Below are 18,185 nucleotides of genomic sequence, written 5' to 3'. Positions count from 1 at the left end.
GCACGACCGAGAAGAGGGTGCCAGTGTCCGACCGACCCGAACCCGCAGACACCGACGTCGCCACCGGCCCGGTGCGCGTGCCCGCGCAGTACGGCGGGTTGCTCGAACGCGGCTTCGACGAGGTGCCCACCCCACCCGCGGGCACCGGCGTGCTGCCCGCGCACAGTCGTCCGCCGGTCGGTTCTCCGCGCACGGACCGGGAAAGCGTGCTGGCGCTGTTCGCCGTGCACATGTTCCCGCTCGGGCATTTGCCGGTGGCCGCGGACCGTCCGGACCGGCAGTTGCCGCTGCCTGCGGAAGGTGTCGTTCGGCGTCCGCTGTTCGACCATCCAGAATCGGCGCTCCTCGACGACACCGCGGTGCTCGGGTACGTCAAGCAGGGCTTCCGCCGTTCGCCCGCGCCGCCGGTCGATCCGGAGCCGCCCCAGGCGGTCACTGAAGGCTATGCGCCGCCGGAGGGTCCGGAGTGGGAGCGCCGGTTCGTGGTCGGCGCCGAATACGTGTGGCCGCCCGCGGAGGGCTGCGTCGAAGAGCCGAATCCGGTGGTATTGCCGGAAAACACGCTGTTGGACCGCTTCGGCAGCGATCACGGCCGGGTGTTCGCGCCGGACGGGACGCCGTTCGCGGAGCGCGCTTTGCCGCCCGCCGCGCTGCGTTCCGGCTACCGCCGTTATCGCGTGCTGAAGCCGATGCCGGTGTGGCAGGCCACGTCGGCGGAGTGGTTCGACGGGCCGGGCGGCGGAATCCGCTACCGTGCGGTGCTCTCCGCGGACGAACTGGTCACGCTGGGATTCCTGGTTGACGTCACGCGGGAGGCACGATGAACACCCAGTCGATCCGGAAGTGGCTGGACGTCATCGGAGTGCCCGAAGAAGTGGTGTCGATCGGCCGCGAGGCGGACAACACGTGGTGCCTGCTGCCGACCGCGGACGGCGGCTGGGAAGTGTTCTGGCGCGAGCAGGGCAACCGCTACGACTGGGCCGCGTTCACCTCCGAACAGGTCGCCTGCCACTACCTCTTCGGCAGGCTGACCTGGTCACAGGTGGCGCGCGGCGCGGTCGGCGTGCTGCCCGGCGCTCACTGACGGCGCAGGATCGCCAGCGCCTCGTCGTGCAGGAGGCCGTTGGTGGACAGCGCTGAGCCGCCCTCGTAGGTCTCCGCACCGGAAAGATCGGTGAACCGGCCGCCCGCCTCGGTCACGATCACCTGCGCGGCGGCGACGTCCCACGGATTCACGATGCACTCGGCCGCGACGTCCATCGCGCCCTCGGCGACGAGGCAGTGGCTCCAGAAATCGCCGAACGCGCGCGACTCCCAGCACGCCTCGGTGAGCGCGAGGTACTTCTCGCGGGAGTGGTACTCGGTCCAGCTGTTCAAGTCCGTCGTGGACAGATAGGCGTCGCCGAGCGTCGCCACCTTCGACACCGACATGCGCCGTTCGCCCGCCGCGTCGCGCAGGTGCGCGCCTTCGCCGCGAGCAGCCCACCAACGGCGGCCCAGCAACGGCGCGCTGATCATGCCGACCACCGGCGTGCCGTCTTCGACGAGCGCGATCAGCGTCGCCCACACCGGGACGCCGCGCAGGAAGTTCTTGGTCCCGTCGATCGGGTCGATCACCCACGCGCGGCCTTCGCTGCCCGCGGTGCCGCCGCGTTCTTCGCCAGCGACGGTGTCGCCGGGCCGTTCGGCGGCGAGGATTTCGCGGATCGCGTCCTCCACGGCAGTGTCGGCGTCGGTCACCGGAGTGCGGTCCGGTTTCGCGGACACCGCGAGGTCGAGCGCACGGAAACGGGCAGTGGTCAGCGCGTCGGCGGCGTCCGCCAGCCGGGTGGCGAGAACGAGGTCATCCGAGTAGGCAGGCACGGTCACGATGGTTTCACGCCCGTGCGCCGTAAGGTTGGCCAGGTGAGCATGGTCCTACTTGCCGAAGACGATCCGGCCATCGCCGAGCCGCTGTCCCGCGCGCTGCACCGGGAGGGGTACGAGATCGAGGTCGTCACCGACGGGCCGGCGGTGCTGGCCGCGACCGCCGCGCACCGCGTCGACCTGCTCGTGCTCGATCTCGGGCTGCCCGGGATGGACGGGCTGGAGGTGTGCCGCAGATTGCGCGCGAGCGGCACCGAACTGCCGGTGCTGATGCTCACCGCGCGCACGGACGAGGTCGATTTCGTCGTCGGCCTCGACGCGGGCGCGGACGATTACGTCGCCAAGCCGTTCCGGCTCGCGGAACTTCTCGCGCGGATCCGCGCGCTGCTGCGCCGCCGGGTGCCCGAGGTGCTGGAAGCGGGCGGCGTCCGGATGGATCTCGGCGCGCGACTGGTCACAGTGGACTCGCACGAGGTGCAGCTGGCGAACAAAGAGTTCGAACTGCTGCGCGTGCTGATGAGCCGGGCCGGACAGGTCGTCAGCCGCGACGAGATCCTCGCCGAGGTGTGGAACGACCTGGAGTCCAAGACGTCGAAGACGCTTGACATGCACATGTCCTGGCTGCGCCGCAAACTCGCGGTCGCCGCTGACGAGGCGGCGGGCAGGCAGGCGAAACCGGTGCACTCCGACGCCGAGCGGCGCATCGCGACCGTGCGCGGCGTCGGGTTCCGGTTCAATGTCGAGTAGCCGCCGATGAGCATGCGCCGCCGGATCCTGCTGGCGATCCTCCTCGCCGTGCTGGTCACCGCGGCCGTGCTGGGCATCCCGCTCGGCGTCACCGCGTGGCGGCTGGTGGAGAACCTCAACCGGGAAAGCCTGGCCGAACGAGCCCGCAACATCGCCGCGACGGTCGACACGCAGGTCGCGAACGGCCAGGAAATCGACCTGGAGCAGTTCCGGGTCGGCGTTCCCGAGGGCGGCATGCTGATCGTGCGCGCCGAGGGCTTCAGCGAAAAACACCTCGGCGCGAACCCCGGCCCGAACCCAGTGGTCGAATCAGTCCCGACCGCCCGCAGCGGCACGGTAATGCTGGCAATCCCGAGCGGTCCGGTCCGCACGAAGCAGACGCAGGTGACGCTGCTGGTCGTGCTGTTGGTGGTCCTGTCGGTCGGCACCGGCACGGTGGTGGCGACAGTGACCGCGCGGCGCCTGGCGAAACCCCTGCGGCACGTCGCCGACCGCGCGTCCCGCCTGGGCGGTGGCGATTTCCGACCCGACCCGAGCCGGTACCGCGTGGCCGAACTGGACATGGTCGCGGAGGCCCTGGACACGTCCGGGTCCGCGTTGGCGCAGCTCGTGCAGCGGGAACGACAGCTGGTCGGGGATGTCTCGCACCAGCTGCGGAGCCGGTTGACCGCGCTGCAGCTCCGGTTGGAACCTCTGACCGGTCATGAAGACCCAGACGTCGCGGAGGAATCCCGTGCCGCGCAGGAGCAAGCGGACCGCCTAGCCCAAGCCTTGGATGAGCTGCTGGCCGCCGCCCGCGCCGCCCGAGAGGTGGACGCCGAGCCCGTCGATCTGCCGGTGACGCTGCCCGCGGTTGCGGAGGAATGGCGTCAGCTGCTGCGAGTCGAGGGCCGGAACTTGCGGCTGAAGGTCGCCGACGGCTTGATGGTGCGCGTGACCCCGGCGCGGCTGCGCGAGGTGATCGGGGTGCTGCTGGACAACGCCCTCCGCCACGGCGCTGGGACCGTGACGCTGTCCGCCCGTCGTGGTGATGCGGAGGGGACCGTGGTGATCGAGGTCGCGGATACCGGGTCTGGGGTGCCGGATGAAATCGCGCCGCACATTTTCGAACGCGGTTTTTCCGGTGGTGGTTCGACTGGGGTGGGTTTGGCGCTGGCGCGCGCTCTTGTCGAGGCGGATGGCGGGCGGCTGGAACTGTCGAATAAGCGTCCGGCGATTTTCAGTCTGTTCTTGAAGGTCCCGCGCCCGGACGATGTGGGTGAATTGCAGTGGCCCGCGGAGCCGGTTCCTCGCTGAGCAGGGCCCGGATGGCTTGCCGCAGGTATCGACGCTATGCCCGCATTTGCGTGGCTCCATGGAAGATGCGCAGGCCAGGGGCGTCGGAAATGCAGTAACCGCCGACCGCTCCGACTAGACCGGTGCGTCGGAGCTTCGCTAACTGGTTGTCCCGCATTCCTTTGGTAACGACCCCGATTCACCGTCCGGAGGCGCGCGGACCGCCGAGATCGCCCTGCAAACGGGTAGAGCTGCAGGATTCTCGCGCGCTAGTTCGCCCACAGCTGTTCAGCCGGTTTGCCCAGCTTCCATGGCCCAGCGGGAAAACGCCCCGCTGAGATCGGTCAGCGTGTCGTCAAGGTCGAACAGCGCCAGCCGGGTCACCGGGGAAGCCGGGTGACCCCGTCCTTCCGCCGTTCCCCCAGCTCATCCGGGAAAACCCACTTCTTGAACCCCCAGAACCGGAACACCATCGCCAGCAGCATGCCGATGATCGAGCCGCTCGCGAAGTCCGCCACCTCTTGCACGAAGCGCGACACGTTCGGCACTTCCAGGTGCAGCCAGTAGCGCGAGATCAGCAGCGGAATGAGGTTCACCACCACCGCGACGCCGCTGATCACGAAGAACAGCGTCGCCTCGTGGGCGCGTTCGCGGCCGCCGCGGGTGCGGAACGACCATTCGCGGTTGAGGACGTACGACACGATCGTCGCGACGATGATCGCGATCGCCTTCGCCGTGGTCGGTTTCGACTCCAGCACGCTGAGCTTCAGCAGGTACCAGACGCCGTTGTCGACCAAGAAGGTCGTGCCGCCCACGATCGCGAACTTCAGCAGCTCCCGGTGCTTCACGAGCACGGAGCGCAATGGCTCGGGGGTGCGGGCGAGCACGGTTTCGACGACGGTCACGTATCGCAGTCTAGAGAATTCGAGGTCACGGCAGGTCTCAGGCGGCCTTACGGTCCGGAATATCCGGATTGTCATTCCGCCCCGGTTCCGGCCGGGCACCCTCCGTAGGGAAAACCCACTTCTTGAAGGCCCACCAGCGGAACAGCGTCCCGAGCAGGGTCCCGATGATCATCCCGCTCACGAAGTCGGCGGACTCCTGGCCGACCAGGCTCACGTGCGGCACCTGCAGGTCCAGCACATACCGCGAAACCCACTGCGGCAACGCGTTCAGCCCGAGCGCGACCCCGCTGATCAGGAAAAACAGCGCGGCCTCGTGCGCGCGCTCCCGTCCGCCGCGAGTGCGGAAGGCCCACTCCCGATTCGCGACGTAGGAAAAGATCGTGGCGACCAGCACACCGACGATCAGCGCGGTGACCGGATGCGTCCGCAGCACGGTGAACTTCAGGACGTACGTGATCGTCAGCGTGATGACGAAGCTCGTGCCGCCGACCAGGGCGAAACGGACCAGCTCACGGTGCTTCGCCAGGAGTTCGCGCACCTGGCGGACGCTACTCCGTGAACCAGCTGAAGAACCCCCGGGGTTCGACCGACGGCGGACGGTTGTCGTGGTTACCGGGTTTGCCGGGCTTGCCGTTCGAACTGGGGTCCGGCGGCGCGCTCGTGGTTGCGGCCGGGCTGCTCGACGTCGGGTCCGGGGTCTCGTCGTCGGGGGACGTCGAGGTCGGCGGGGTGATGCTCGGCTTCGGGTGCTTCGACGAACTCGGCGGGTGGCTCTTCGAGGTCGAGGGCGACGTCGTCGGCAACGGCACCGACGTGGACGACCACGGCCCGATCGTCGGATCGTGGCACATATCCCACCAGCAGCCGAGCTCCACGGGCACCGGCTTAGCCGAGGCATCGCCGAGCGAGGCGTTAACGGTGACGGTGAGCGGACCGTCGAATGGCTTGCGGTCCACCACCACCAACAGGTCCGCTCTCTCGCCCGGAGCCAGCGGTTTGGCAGTGGTGCAGCTCGTGCTCGCCTCACTGGACGTGCAATTGAACTTCTTCAAGCCCAACTGCCAGATGGTGCTGTGGTCGAACGTGATCGTGACCGGCTTCGTGCTTTGCCCAGTGTTGTACACCGTGGCCTGGATCTCTGGCTCCAGCTTCCACGGCTGGCCGAACGCCTTAGCTGTTAGCGAGAGATCGTCCTTCGGAGCCTTGACCTTCACCTGAACGCGGACACTGACGTTCACCGAAGCACCCGCCGTGACCGAACCGGTCACCGTGCCGCCGCTCGCGTTGTCGTCTGCCTTCAGCCGGAACATCAGCACAGCCGACTGCCCAGGCTGCAACCCACTGCCGGTCTTGCACGTGACTGTCCCCGTGCCGCCCGGGCACGCGACCTGCATCGGTCCGGACTGCGCGGCCGCCTCGCTGGAGTACGCGCCGACAGCGCCGCCGCCGTTCGCCCCGACCGCCTGCACGCCAGGTGGCAGGTTCAGCGTCGCCTGGACCGGATCGGACACCGAACCGCCGTCGTTGCGCACGGTGATCGGCAGCGCGACCGGCCCGCCGCCCGGTTGGAGTTCGACCCCACCCGGCGGCATAGCCGCGGACAGCTGCGGCGGAGCGGGGTTCGGAGCTGGCGGCTGCGCTGGAGGTGCCGCCGGAGGAGCAGCAGGCGGCGGCACGGCGGGAGGCGCGGGCTGAGCAGGCGGAGGGGCCTGCGGAGCCGGGGGCGCGGCCGGAGGAGCGGGCTTCGGCGCAGGTGCAGGTGCCGGCGCAGCGGCCGGCGGCGCGGGTGCCTGCTGAGCAGCGGGAATGGTCTGTGTCCCACCACCAGCAGCCAGCGCGACAGCAACCGCGGCCACCATCGCAGCCCCGGACATCGCGACCCCAGCGAACTGCCGAGGCGCGGACGCAGCTGCCGCCGCACCCGCCTTGGCTCCGCCTGCCGCAGCCGCGCCAGCACTGACCGCGGCGGCACCGGCGGTAGCCGCGCTCGCCTTGGCCGCACCGATCGTGGCCAGGTAACCGAGTGCGGCACCGCCCAGCACGATCGGCGCGATGATCGCGCGCAGGCTGCCGTTGACGTCGGCCAGTTCGGCCGCGAGCATCCGGCATTCGTCGCATTCGTCGAGGTGGTTTTCGACCTGGGAGCGTTCGCGCTTGGACAGCCCGTCGCGCGTCCAGGCCCCGAGCCGCTCGGCCGTCGCGCGGCAGCGGTCCGCGCCGTTTTCCTGCAGGTGGACCTGCAGATACGCCTGCCGGAGGCCTTCCCGGGCGCGGTAGGCGAGCGCGGAGACGCCGTTCGCGGTCAGCCCGAGCAGCGGCGCGACTTCGGCCGGGCTCTGCTGCTCGATTTCGGTGTGCCACAGCACTGCCTGCCAGCGTTCCGGCAGCCGCGCGAACGCTTTCGCGGCCATCGTGCGCTCGAGGCCCGCGACGGCGGTGTCCGAGAACGGCACGGTGAGCGCCTCGCCGGCGGCCCCGCCGACGTCGCTCATGTCCTCGTTGAGGTCGATCCGGCGGTCGCGGCGGGTCTTGTCGTACGCAGTGTGACGCAGCGCGGTAAGCAAGTACGCACGAAAGGCGCTGTCCGGGCCCTTCCCGCCACGCAGCGTGTCCAGAACCTTCGAGAACGCCTCCGACACGAGGTCGTCGGCCTCCGAACTGGACCGCGCGAGCTGGCGGGCGAGGTTGTGCGCGGCACCGCTGTGCCGCTCGTAGAGCGGACCGTAGGACGCGATCTTTCCCGCGCGGACCTCTGCGATCAGCTCGGCGTCACTCTTACCGGAGAGATCGGCGGGAACGGTGGACACGGGGCTCCTTTAAGGCTGCGCGCGCGGCGGACTCCACGCGCCTTACTCCCTACAACGCACACCAAGTGTGACGGATGCGGCGACACTCGTCACGCCGTGGTCCGTCAGATGGCTCAGTAGGCGCAGCAAGTTCACCTCCTCGTCTGGTGATTAGCCGAAAAAGATCGGGGAAAACGCGTCACGAGGGGAGTTCCGCCGCGTCCCCTCCGTGATTGGGGAACAAGATCGACAGGTACCGGAAGGAGCTGGGGGTTCGGTGGACGTACCGGCGACCGGGGCGCGGTTCGGCTCCGCAGGCGACTCGTCGGGGGACGAGACGCGTGCGCGGTTCGAGCGGGACCGCCATTTGCGGGCATTGCGAGCTCGCTGGCGAACAGCCAGCCTCGCGGCCGGCTGGCGTTTCCCGAGCGACTGGGCATTGCCCGAAGTGGACGCGGTGTGCGCGGCAGTCGTGCGGCACGGCTCGACCGGCGCGGAAAACGCGCTGGCCGGACTCGGCCGGGCGCGGGCCGCGGCGGGAGCGGGGCTGTCGGAGACGTTGTCCGACCTGGCCGCCTTGCACGCGGTGCTCGCCGACCCGGACGCGGTCGACGGATTCGTCGCACCGGACGTCGACGCCACGCCTGCCCGGCTGCTGCGCGTGACCGCGCTGGCCTGGGCCGACGTCGCCACCGACCAGCTCGTGCACACGGAAGTCACCGACCCGCTTACCGGCCTTCCGTCCGCGGCGTACCTGCGGACGCGGCTCGGCGAGATCTATCGCGGCGGCGTCAACGAAGCGAACGTGCTGCTCACTGTGTCGCTCGATCTGACGGCGGTGTCCGGCTGGCCTCGGCTGACCGCGATGATCCTCGCCGCGGACGCTGTCCGAGCCGTCTTCGACACCGGCGAGTGCTACGCGACGATCGGTCCTTCCGCGGTCGCGGTGCTGGCCGAACGCAACGAACGCCTGGCCACGCGCGGGGTCGCGTTGCGAAGGGCGCTCAACGAACGCCTTTCGGTGGACCCGCAGCTGCGCGATGTCGCCCGTCCGCTCGTGTCGGCGGTGCGGCTTCCCGGGACCCATGAGCGGGCCTGCGAACTGCTGACGGAATTGGCGCACAGCTGAGCCCCGGTCCCCCTTCCCGACCAGCATTACCGCGTTCGTGCTTTCCTGGTGTGGTGACCAGGACCGTACCCTCCGCTGCCGACGGCGAAGCTCCGGTGAATCGATCCGGGCAGCCCCGGCTGGCTCTGCGCCGATCTCTGGCACGGCTCTCCGTGCGCCCGCGTTCGATGCTCATCTTCGCGGTGTTCCCGCTGCTCGCGATCGCGGTCGGGTTCTGGGGCTGGGCGCACGACTGGAACCTCGGCGTCGACAGCGCGGTCTACCGGGCAGGCGCGCTGCAGCTGCTGCGCGGGGACAACCTCTACGACGCGAACACGCTGCCCACCGAACCGGGCTGGGCGCTGCTGCCGTTCACCTACCCGCCGACCGCGGCGCTGCTGTTCGCGCCGCTCGCGCTCGTTCCGGTGCAGGTCGCGTGGGGTTTCCTGACCGTGGTGTCGCTGGGCGCGCTCGCGCTGTCGGTGCGGATCGCGATCGGCGCACTGCCCCGCCCGGCCGCCGACGGGCCCCGCTGGTGGGCCTCGCCCGCGCGGTCGACCATCGTGTTCTTCCTGGTCTTCCTCGGCCTGGAACCGGTGTGGCGGACGATCTTCCTCGGGCAGATCAACCTGATCCTGATGGCGATGGTCCTGCTGGACATGCTCGTCATCGGCGCGCGCGGCAGCCGCTGGGGCGGCGTGCTCGTCGGGCTCGCGGCCGCGATCAAGCTGACGCCCATCGTCTTTCTCGGCCACCTGCTGGTCACCGGCCGCTGGAAAGACGCTTTGCGCGGATTGGCGACTTTCGTCGGAATGCAGGCGCTGCTGTTCCTGATCAATCCGCACGATTCGTGGAAATACTGGACAAAAACGCTGCCCGACACCGGCCGGATCGGCCCGGTGCACTGGGCGGGCAACCAGTCCCTGAACGCACTGATGAACCGCGCCACCGACCTGGCCCCGTGGGCCTCGAGCGCGGCGACCGTCATCGGCCTGGTGCTGGCGATTCCGGCGCTGTGGCTGATGTTCCGCTTCCACCGGCGCGGACAGGCGCTGGCCGCGCTGCTCGTCACGGCGTTCTGGATCCTGCTGATCTCGCCGATTTCCTGGACGCACCACTGGGTCTGGGTCGCGCCGCTGGTCGTGCTCCTGGTGTCCAGGCTGCCGAAAACCACCCCGGCGACCGCGTGGAAACGGTGGCTGGGGACGTTCCTGGTGGCGTTCGTGTTCGTCAGTTGCGTGTTGCTGATCTTGCCGAACGGCCGGAATGTCGAGCTGCATTGGAAGGTGTGGCAGAACATTCTCGGCGACGCCTACATCCTGATGCCGGTGGTGCTGGCGGTGGCGCTGGCCTTGCGGTGGGGGCTGCAGCGGCGCGCTCGCAACCGCGCTCAGCGGGAGTCTGTGTAGCCTATTCGCGCTGGTCAGCGCGCTCACTTGCGGTTTTTGTCGGTGGTGGCGGTTACTGTCTGGATCGCGGTGGTTACGCGGCCGTCCGGAGCCTGACTCGCGGACGGGCACGGCCATTCGTTCTGATCCGGCGTTTGCCCGGGCAGATCAACCGAATAGTGAGCCCTTGCTACTCCGTCTGACCGCCGTAGAAGTCGCCCAGCGCGGTGCGGGTGTACTGGATCAGCAGGTCGGCGTGCGCGAAGTCGTCCGGAAGACAATCGCGGGCCGCGGTGAGCAACTCGCCGAACCGGAAGGGCGGCGTGACGGTCTTGGCGAGCGGGTGCCGTTCGCGGAGTTGCTTCATCAGTTCGGCGAGGTAGATCACGGCTGAATGGGAGTCGGTGCTCCAGAGCCAGACGAGCACGTCGCCGAATCCCTCGGGAAAGGCCAGCGGCCGGGCCTCGCCGGTGAGCATCCCGGTGGCCACGCCGGGGAGGCTGGCTTGCCGGAGGGCGTGGAGGACCGGACGCGGGAGAGTGACGGATTCCATCCGGCCATCCTGCTGCAGCAGGGCTGGTTGGGGTGGGGTTTCGGTTCCTCGGTGTCTCGATTGAGGGCTTGGGGTGCGGCGGCGGTCCCGAGCGGGCGGGTTGCGGCGGTCCCGGGCGGGCGGAAGTTCTCGCACGCGGAGCGTGCAGGAGTGCCTGGGTGCCCAGCCGGGCCGGTCGGGAGGATCCCCGGCCCGCCCCGCGCTCACCCCCAGCCCCTGGCCGCGTTCGCCACGCGTCTGCTGGGCGGCTTGTGGAGGAGCGAGAGCCTCCCTCGCATCGTCCGGCCGGTCCCGTAGCCGTGCACGCCACCTCGCCCGTTCCCGCCATCCCCGCCTGCGGCCAACCGTCGACGCCGCCAGTCCCGCCTGCGATCGACTGCCGACCCCGCCAGTCCCGCCTGCGGCCAGCCGCCAACCCCGCCGTCGCCAGCCGCCAATCCCGCCAGTCCCGCCCGCGACCAACCACCAACCCCCGCACCGCAACCCGCCACCTCCGCCGCAGGTCGCCGACGGTCCGCCAGCTCCCGCCCAGTAACCTGGTCTCCGCTATGGACAAACGAACCGGTCTTCCCATCGTCGGCATGGTGGGCGGCGGGCAGCTCGCCCGCATGACGCAGCAGGCGGCGATTTCCCTCGGCCAGTCGCTGAAGGTGCTGGCGGCCGACGAGGGCGACGCGGCGGCCCTCGTGGCCAGCGACGTCGTCATCGGTCACCACACCGACCTCGACGCGCTGATCGATTTCGCCCGCCAGGTCGACGTGGTCACCTTCGACCACGAGCACGTGCCCGGCGAGCACCTGCTCACCCTCGCCACCGAGGGTTTCGTCGTCCGCCCCGCGCCCACCGCGCTCGGGTTCGCGCAGAACAAGCTCGTGATGCGCGAGATGATGGCCGGACTCGGCGTGCCCGGTCCCGCCTTCGCCGAAGTGTCCACTGTGGACGATGTGGTGACCTTCGGCGGCGAGCACGGCTGGCCGGTGGTGCTGAAGGCGTCGCGCGGCGGGTACGACGGTCGCGGCGTCTGGATGCTCGACACCGCGCAGCAGGCCCGCGAGACCGTTCCCGAGCTCCTCGAAGCAGGCACCGAGCTGCTGGTCGAGGAGAAGGTCGCGATGAAGCGCGAGCTGTCCGCGCTGGTCGCGCGCTCCCCGTTCGGCCAGGGCGCGGCGTACCCGGTGGTCGAGACCGTGCAGACGAACGGCATCAACACCGAGGTCCTCGCCCCCGCGCCGGGGCTGGCCGAGTCGCGCGTGCACGAGGCGCAGGAGCTGGCGCTGCGCATCGCGTCGACGCTCGACGTCACCGGGCTGCTCGCGGTCGAGCTGTTCGAGACCGAGACCGGCCTGCTGGTCAACGAACTGGCGATGCGCCCGCACAACTCCGGCCACTGGACCATGGACGGCTCGCGCACCTCGCAGTTCGAACAGCACCTGCGCGGCGTGCTGGACTACCCGCTCGGCCGCACCGACCTGATCGCGCCCGCGTGCGTGATGGCGAACGTGCTCGGCGCGGACGTCTCGCCGCAGATGAGCCCGGACGAGCGCGTGCACCACCTGTTCGCGCGGTTCCCCGAGGTGAAAATCCACCTCTACGGCAAGCAGGACCGGCCCGGTCGCAAGCTCGGGCACGTCAACTTCGTCGGCGACCGCATGGACGATCTGCGCGATCGCGCGCTGCTGTCCGCGCACTGGCTGTCCCACGCCGTCTGGCTCGACGGCTACGAGATCCACTGAAGGGGAACACAATGGCGCCGCAGGTGGGCGTGATCATGGGCAGCGACTCCGACTGGCCGGTGATGGAGGCAGCGGGACAAGCGCTGGACGAGTTCGGCGTCGAGTACGAGGTCGGTGTCTACTCGGCACACCGCACCCCGCAGCGGATGCTGGATTACGCGAAGTCCGCGGCCGACCGGGGCATCCGCACGATCATCGCGGGTGCGGGCGGTGCCGCGCACCTGCCGGGCATGGTCGCGTCGGCGACGGTGCTGCCGGTGATCGGCGTGCCGGTTCCGCTCAAGTACCTGGACGGCATGGACTCGCTGCTGTCGATCGTGCAGATGCCCGCCGGCATCCCGGTCGCGACCGTGTCCGTCGGCGGGGCACGCAACGCCGGTCTCCTCGCGGTCCGCATCCTCGCCGCCGCCGACCTGCAGCTGCAGGCGAAACTGACGCAGTTCCAGGAGGACCTGGAGCAGCTGGTGCTCGACAAGGACGCCAAACTCCGCGAAAAAGCGGGCAAGTAGCTAGTGCGGGCGGATGCCGGTCCAGAACCGGCATCCGCCCGCACTAGCTCACGCCGGATCGGGCAATTGCTTCCGCAGTTCGCGCTTCAGCACCTTGCCCGCCGCCGACACCGGGATCTCCGCCACGAAATGCAGCTCCCGCAAGCGTTTGTACGGCAGCACCTTCTCGTTCACCGCCGCCATCAGTTCCTCGGCGTCCACTGAGGAATCCGGCCGCCGCACCACGAACGCCACCGGCAGCTCGCCGACCTCCGGGCTGGGCCGGCCGACCACCGCCGCCGACAGCACGCCCGGCGACGCGCTCAGCAACTCCTCCAGCTCGCGCGGAAAGACGTTGTACCCCTTGTACAGCAACATGTCCTTCTTGCGGTCCACAATGGACAGATAACCGTCCTCGTCCAGAACGCCGATGTCGCCGGTGTGCAGCCATCCGTCGACCAGCGCGGCGGCGGTCTCTTCCGGACGGTTCCGATACCCGCGCATCACCTGCGGTCCGCGCAAGCACACCTCGCCCTCTTGCCCCGGCGGCAACGGCTCCTCGCTCCCGTCCGCGACGAGCTTGACCTCAGTGTCGAAGATCGGCCCGCCGACCGACCCGACCTTGCGCACGCCGGACCGGTAACTCGGCGAGATCACCGCACCCATCGTCACCTCGGTGAGCCCGTACCCCTCGGCGATCACGACGTCAGGGAACCGCTGGTGGAGCGCGCGGATCATCTCGTGGCTCATCGGCGCGGCGCCGGAACCGATGTTGCGCACCGACGACAGGTCGGCAGTGTGGAACGCGGGCGTCGCCAGCAACGCCGCGAACAGCGCGGGTGCGCCGCCGATGGTCGTGACCTGCAGCCGCTCAGCGTCCGCGACATACGCCGCCGGATCGAACCGGGCGTGCAGCACGGTCGTGCCGCCGCCCATCAGCGGCCCGTTGAGCCCCGCGATCACACCCATCGCGTGGAACCAGGGCGTCAGGTTGATCGCGGTGCCGGTGCCAAGCCGCGTCGGCCATTCGTCCGGGCTGCCGACCTGGTCGATCGTCAGGTCGCCGTTCGCGTCGAGCGCCGGCACCGAGCCGGTTGACCAGCACGTGTGCTGCAGCGTGTTCGTGACGACGTTGCGATGCGTGAGTTCGACGCCCTTGGACCGCCCAGTCGTGCCACCCGTGTAGGCGAGATGCGCGAGGTCGATGTCTACCTCGATCGCCACGTCAGGCCTGGTCGCAGGCTGGTCAGCGAAGAACTCGCGGAACTCCACGCTCCCCTCGCCGAGCTCGCCAGCAGGCGAGACGACGATCGTGAGCCGCGCCGGAATCCGGTCCGCGACCGCCGCGAGCGTCCCCGCGACCGGCCCGAACGTCACCACCGCGGCGGCTCCGCAGTCAGTGAGCTGGAAGGCGAGGTCGTCCGGAGGAAGCAGCGGATTCGTCGGACTGAATGTCGCTCCCGCCAGCAGAATGCCGTGGTAAGCGATCGGATACGCGAGACAGTTCGGCAGGTGCACGGCGACCACATCGCCCCGGCCGATGCCGCGGGCCAGCAACGCCTGCGCGAACCGGCAAGCGGCCTGCCAGGTCTGCGCGAACGTGAGCTGGTCGTCGCCCATCGCGAACGCGACGCGATCGCCGTAGCGCGTCGCGGCACCGGCGAGCACCGAACCTATCGGCACGCGGGGGTAGTCAAGAGAAGCGGGCAATCCGGGCGGCGGGGTCGACGCAGTGGCAGCCATCACGTGACCATACGAACGGTGAGGCCGAGGACACAAGCAGCGAGCCGCCGCGTTCGGTGTGAACGCGGGCTAACATCGGGGGACTTTCTCCCGTTTCGCTGCAGAAGAGGTGACTGAAGGTGGCCGAGGGCCTGTATCAGCTGGCCGAAGAGCACGAGGAACTGCGCGCCGCGGTCCGGGCTCTAGCCGAAAAGGAGATCGCCCCGTACGCGGCGGAGGTCGATGAACAGGAGCGCTACCCGGTCGAGGCCAACCAAGCGCTCGTCAAGGCGGGCTTCAACGCCGTCCACATCGGCGAGGAATACGACGGCCAGGGCGCCGACGCCATCGGCGCGTGCATCGTGATCGAGGAAGTAGCCCGCGTTGACGCGTCCGCGTCGCTCATCCCGGCAGTCAACAAGCTGGGCACCCAGCCGATCATCCTGTCCGGTTCGGAAGCCCTGAAGAAGCTGGTCCTGCCGTCCATCGCATCAGGCGAAGCATCCGCGTCCTACGCCCTGTCCGAGCGCGAGGCCGGTTCGGACACCGCGTCAATGCGCACCCGCGCCCGCCTCGACGGTGACCACTGGGTCCTCAACGGCACCAAATGCTGGATCACGAACGCCGGCGAATCGTCGTGGTACACGGTGATGGCCGTAACCGATCCCAACGCGGAAAAGAAGGCCAACGGCATTTCCGCGTTCGTCGTGCACAAGGACGACCCAGGCTTCTCGGTGGGCCCGAAGGAAAAGAAGCTGGGCATCAAGGGTTCCCCGACCCGGGAGATCTACTTCGAAAACTGCACCATCCCCGAGGATCGCATCATCGGCGAACCAGGCACCGGCCTGAAAACCGCCCTGCGTACCCTGGACCACACGCGCCCGACCATCGGCGCGCAAGCCTTGGGAATCGCCCAGGGCGCCCTGGACGCAGCCGTCGCATACGTCAAGGAACGCAAGCAATTCGGCAAGGCAATCGCTGAATTCCAGGGAATCCAGTTCATGCTGGCCGACATGGGAACGAAAATCGAAGCCGCCCGCCACCTGGTGTATGCCTCCGCGGCGTCCTCCGAACGCGGAGACAAGCGCGCCAGCTTCACCGCATCGGCAGCGAAGGCCTACGCGTCTGACGTGGCCATGTCGGTAACCACGGACGCAGTGCAGCTGTTCGGCGGCGCAGGCTACACACGCGACTTCCCGGTAGAGCGCATGATGCGCGACGCGAAGATTACGCAGATTTACGAAGGCACGAACCAAATCCAAAAGGTCGTAATGGCACGGTCCCTGCTGAAGGGCTGAGCTCCCGACGGTCTACTGAAGAGCCCCACTACCCAAATCGGGTGGCGGGGCTCTTCTTGCGCTCGATCTCGCCGTCTCCGGGCGCGTGACTGGCTACAGTTGCGGCAGGGAGATCAAGTCGCAGGGGGAGAGACTGTCGAATGAAGGTGCGGTTCGCAAGTTTGACCGCTGCTGCGGTGGCAGGGGTTGCCTTCGTTGCGGGGTGTTCCGGAGGCTCAAGGTCAAACCCCGATCTTGGAGCGACGAGCCCGCCGTCGTCAGCTGCTGGGAAGACGCTGCCGTATGCGGGTGCGCCTAAGGTGGAGCATCCACTTCCGGAGTCGGTGTTGTCAGCGCATCCGTGCGAGAGCGCGCTTACTCCAGACCAAGTGGGGAGCCTTCTGGGCCAGAAGCAGCAAGGCGCGCACAAGGATGATCCCTCGCTTGGCTCGGAATGCCAGTGGCCGAACGACGAGACTGGTGCGTTGGCAACCGTCTTATACGCTACTAATATTTCTGACAGGCTAAGTGCAGTATATGCGAACAGCAAACCGCAGGCAACTGTGTGGCGTCAACTGCCTCTTGTGCAAGGATTTCCGTCCGTAGCCCATTCGACCTTTAAGCAAGAAGCAGTACTGAAGTCATTCTGCCAGGTCAGTGTTGGCATCAGTGACCAGAAAACAATTGATGCATCAGTCTCGCTGGGTGATTCGCGGGTGGGCAAGAAAGACCCGTGTGACGTGGCGGCGATTGTTGCGGACATGGTGGTAACAAATTTGAAGCAGAAGGCGGGTGCGTAGCCGGTGGGGTTTTCCGACTTCTGTCACGGAAACCTCGGCGACCAAGCTGTTCCAGGTCCGGCGATTGTGCAGCAGGTTCAGCAAGAGCCGGGGACGTCATCGTGGTGCGGCGGCAGTTTCACGGTGCAGAAGACGCTCCAGGAGCACAACCAGAACAGCGACGACGCGCAGCAGATCACAGCCCATCGAATGAGGGCGCGTTTCGCTAGCTTGACCGCTGCTGCGGTGGCGGGGGTCGTGTTCGTTGCAGGGTGTTCCGGAAGTTCTGCGGCAAACTCCGCTTCGGGACCGGCTAGTGATCGGGCATCGTCGTCATCGGCAGGAAAAGCCTTGCCGTATGCCGGTGCGCCCAAAGTTGAGAACCCACTTCCTGCGTCAGTCCTGTCGGGCCATCCGTGCGACAGTGCGTTCGCTCCGGGTCAAGTTGGCCATATTCTGGGGGAAGAACCGCAAGGAAGACATGCCGACAACGGTTCGCTCGGCGCGCAGTGTCATTGGGTCAATAGTGAATCAGGTGCGGCTTTGACTGTGCTGTATGTGACCGAAGCATCCGATGGACTGAGCGCGGTATATGCGAATTCGAAGCAGCAGTCCACTGTGTGGCGTCCGCTTTCGACCGTGCGGGAATTGCCAGCTGTCGCCCATTCGGCCTATGGCCCGAAGGGTGACAAATCATTTTGCCAGGTAAGCGTTGGAATAAATGATCAGCATGATGTCGATGTGTCCGTCACCCTTAGTCCCGCTAAGGTTGGCGCGGTGGATCCGTGTGGCGTTACGGCCCAGATCGCGGGCATGGTCGTCACTAATTTAGCGCAGCGGGCGGGCAAGTGACCGCTGTGTTGTCCGCGGATGGGCTAGTGACCAGGCTAAGGGGCTGATCAGATGGGGATGCGGGTCCACTCTCTCGCTGTTGGCGCGACGGCGGCGGCTGTGCTTATCGCGGGATGTTCCAGTGGGTTGACGCCAAAACCATCTGCGGGCTCGTCTGGTCCTCCGGCGTCGCCACCGGTAGCTGGGAAGACCTTGCCATACGCAGGTGCGCCCAAGGTCGAGAAGCCGCTTCCGGAATCTGCGCTTTCCGGCCACCCGTGTGACGGTGCGCTCACCTCGTCGCAAATCAACGAGATTTTCAGGATGCAGCCGAGGGGAGTGCATGCCGATATTCCTGCGCTGGGTGCTGAGTGCAAGTGGGTCAATGAGGACACCGGCGCATTGGTTCAGGTGCTGTACACCACGAAGTCTGACGGCCTGAGCGCTGTCTACGCCAATACTAGAGGCTTGGCAAAAGTCTGGCGTCCGCTGCCTTCTGTTCAAGGTCTCCCGGCTGTAGCTCACACGACTTCCAGCGACTCGGGGAAACAGGATAATTGCCAGGTCAGTGTCGGCGTTACGGGCAAGTACACAGCCGACGTATCGGTTGGTTTAGGGCAAACGAGGGTTGGCTCGCAGGATCCGTGTGATGCCGCAGCAACCGTCGCGGACATGGTCATCGCCAACCTGAAACACAAAGCGGGTGCGTGACACATGTGGCGCGTCG

18 protein-coding genes are annotated in these 18,185 nt (G+C 67.9%); 12 read left to right on the top strand and 6 right to left on the bottom strand.

The genetic code is table 11. The features are described from left to right. The first annotated feature begins 23 nt into the window (after nt 1–23). Both AB5I40_RS21745 and AB5I40_RS21740 read left to right on the top strand, forming a co-directional pair. Nucleotides 24–824, top strand: a complete 801-nt coding sequence (locus AB5I40_RS21745) for a TNT domain-containing protein (RefSeq protein ID WP_370940344.1) — start codon at nt 24–26, stop codon at nt 822–824. Next, complete coding sequence (locus AB5I40_RS21740) at nt 821–1,084, top strand: hypothetical protein (RefSeq protein WP_354745346.1); 264 nt, start codon at nt 821–823, stop codon at nt 1,082–1,084. Before AB5I40_RS21745 ends, AB5I40_RS21740 begins: the two co-directional genes overlap by 4 nt. Here the strand turns inward: AB5I40_RS21740 and hisN are convergent. Further along, entirely contained in the window at nt 1,078–1,869 is a 792-nt protein-coding gene (gene hisN / locus AB5I40_RS21735) for a histidinol-phosphatase (RefSeq protein WP_370940343.1), read from the bottom strand. The genes AB5I40_RS21740 and hisN overlap by 7 nt on opposite strands. Before the next feature lie 42 nt (nt 1,870–1,911). Between hisN and AB5I40_RS21730 the strand changes: the two genes are divergently transcribed. Both AB5I40_RS21730 and AB5I40_RS21725 read left to right on the top strand, forming a co-directional pair. After that, entirely contained in the window at nt 1,912–2,613 is a 702-nt protein-coding gene (locus tag AB5I40_RS21730) for a response regulator transcription factor (RefSeq protein WP_370940569.1), read from the top strand. 12 nt (nt 2,614–2,625) lie between these two features. After that, entirely contained in the window at nt 2,626–3,909 is a 1,284-nt protein-coding gene (locus tag AB5I40_RS21725; protein ID WP_370940568.1) for an ATP-binding protein, read from the top strand. A gap of 359 nt (nt 3,910–4,268) precedes the next feature. On the opposite strand, the gene AB5I40_RS21720 is transcribed toward AB5I40_RS21725, so the two are convergent. The 3 genes from AB5I40_RS21720 to AB5I40_RS21710 are packed head-to-tail and all read right to left on the bottom strand — an operon-like array spanning nt 4,269 to nt 7,600. After that, nucleotides 4,269–4,793 carry a GtrA family protein gene (locus AB5I40_RS21720; RefSeq protein WP_344288785.1) on the bottom strand — a complete coding sequence of 175 codons (525 nt, stop codon included), beginning with the start codon at nt 4,791–4,793 and terminating at the stop codon, nt 4,269–4,271. Nucleotides 4,794–4,830: 37 nt separating this feature from the next. Further along, nucleotides 4,831–5,331, bottom strand: a complete 501-nt coding sequence (locus AB5I40_RS21715; protein ID WP_370940342.1) for a GtrA family protein — start codon at nt 5,329–5,331, stop codon at nt 4,831–4,833. Nucleotides 5,332–5,341: 10 nt separating this feature from the next. After that, the gene (locus tag AB5I40_RS21710; protein WP_370940341.1) at nt 5,342–7,600 is read right to left on the bottom strand and encodes a sigma-70 family RNA polymerase sigma factor; all 2,259 of its coding nucleotides are present in this window, start codon (nt 7,598–7,600) and stop codon (nt 5,342–5,344) included. A 256-nt stretch (nt 7,601–7,856) separates the two neighbouring features. Between AB5I40_RS21710 and AB5I40_RS21705 the strand changes: the two genes are divergently transcribed. Beyond that, nucleotides 7,857–8,708: a GGDEF domain-containing protein gene (locus AB5I40_RS21705; RefSeq protein WP_370940340.1), complete on the top strand. Its 852-nt coding sequence runs from the start codon at nt 7,857–7,859 to the stop codon at nt 8,706–8,708. A 53-nt stretch (nt 8,709–8,761) separates the two neighbouring features. Then, nucleotides 8,762–10,096, top strand: a complete 1,335-nt coding sequence (locus AB5I40_RS21700) for a glycosyltransferase 87 family protein (protein WP_370940339.1) — start codon at nt 8,762–8,764, stop codon at nt 10,094–10,096. Nucleotides 10,097–10,265: 169 nt separating this feature from the next. On the opposite strand, the gene AB5I40_RS21695 is transcribed toward AB5I40_RS21700, so the two are convergent. Continuing rightward, nucleotides 10,266–10,628 (bottom strand): hypothetical protein, encoded by a 363-nt coding sequence (locus tag AB5I40_RS21695; protein WP_370940338.1) that lies wholly within the window; start codon nt 10,626–10,628, stop codon nt 10,266–10,268. Between the two features lie 548 nt (nt 10,629–11,176). Between AB5I40_RS21695 and AB5I40_RS21690 the strand changes: the two genes are divergently transcribed. Both AB5I40_RS21690 and purE read left to right on the top strand, forming a co-directional pair. Beyond that, on the top strand, nt 11,177–12,361 hold the full coding sequence (locus AB5I40_RS21690) for a 5-(carboxyamino)imidazole ribonucleotide synthase (protein WP_370940337.1): 1,185 nt from the start codon (nt 11,177–11,179) through the stop codon (nt 12,359–12,361). A gap of 11 nt (nt 12,362–12,372) precedes the next feature. Beyond that, nucleotides 12,373–12,870 carry a 5-(carboxyamino)imidazole ribonucleotide mutase gene (gene purE, locus AB5I40_RS21685; RefSeq protein WP_101435814.1) on the top strand — a complete coding sequence of 166 codons (498 nt, stop codon included), beginning with the start codon at nt 12,373–12,375 and terminating at the stop codon, nt 12,868–12,870. A 48-nt stretch (nt 12,871–12,918) separates the two neighbouring features. On the opposite strand, the gene AB5I40_RS21680 is transcribed toward purE, so the two are convergent. Further along, on the bottom strand, nt 12,919–14,592 hold the full coding sequence (locus AB5I40_RS21680; protein WP_370940336.1) for a class I adenylate-forming enzyme family protein: 1,674 nt from the start codon (nt 14,590–14,592) through the stop codon (nt 12,919–12,921). A gap of 119 nt (nt 14,593–14,711) precedes the next feature. On the opposite strand from AB5I40_RS21680, the gene AB5I40_RS21675 reads away from it, so the two are divergent. The 4 genes from AB5I40_RS21675 to AB5I40_RS21660 all read left to right on the top strand — a co-directional run bounded on the left by AB5I40_RS21675 (nt 14,712) and on the right by AB5I40_RS21660 (nt 18,169). Further along, complete coding sequence (locus AB5I40_RS21675) at nt 14,712–15,869, top strand: acyl-CoA dehydrogenase family protein (protein ID WP_370940335.1); 1,158 nt, start codon at nt 14,712–14,714, stop codon at nt 15,867–15,869. 140 nt (nt 15,870–16,009) lie between these two features. After that, complete coding sequence (locus tag AB5I40_RS21670) at nt 16,010–16,648, top strand: DUF3558 domain-containing protein (RefSeq protein ID WP_370940334.1); 639 nt, start codon at nt 16,010–16,012, stop codon at nt 16,646–16,648. A 3-nt stretch (nt 16,649–16,651) separates the two neighbouring features. After that, complete coding sequence (locus AB5I40_RS21665; RefSeq protein ID WP_370940333.1) at nt 16,652–17,479, top strand: DUF3558 family protein; 828 nt, start codon at nt 16,652–16,654, stop codon at nt 17,477–17,479. Nucleotides 17,480–17,530: 51 nt separating this feature from the next. Then, the gene (locus AB5I40_RS21660; RefSeq protein WP_370940332.1) at nt 17,531–18,169 is read left to right on the top strand and encodes a DUF3558 domain-containing protein; all 639 of its coding nucleotides are present in this window, start codon (nt 17,531–17,533) and stop codon (nt 18,167–18,169) included. Nucleotides 18,170–18,185 lie beyond the last annotated feature (16 nt).

The sequence above is a fragment of the Amycolatopsis sp. cg13 genome (assembly GCF_041346965.1).
Classification (GTDB): domain Bacteria; phylum Actinomycetota; class Actinomycetes; order Mycobacteriales; family Pseudonocardiaceae; genus Amycolatopsis.
Note: the sequence above shows the minus strand (reverse complement) of the source record. Positions and strands in the feature narration are given on the sequence as shown.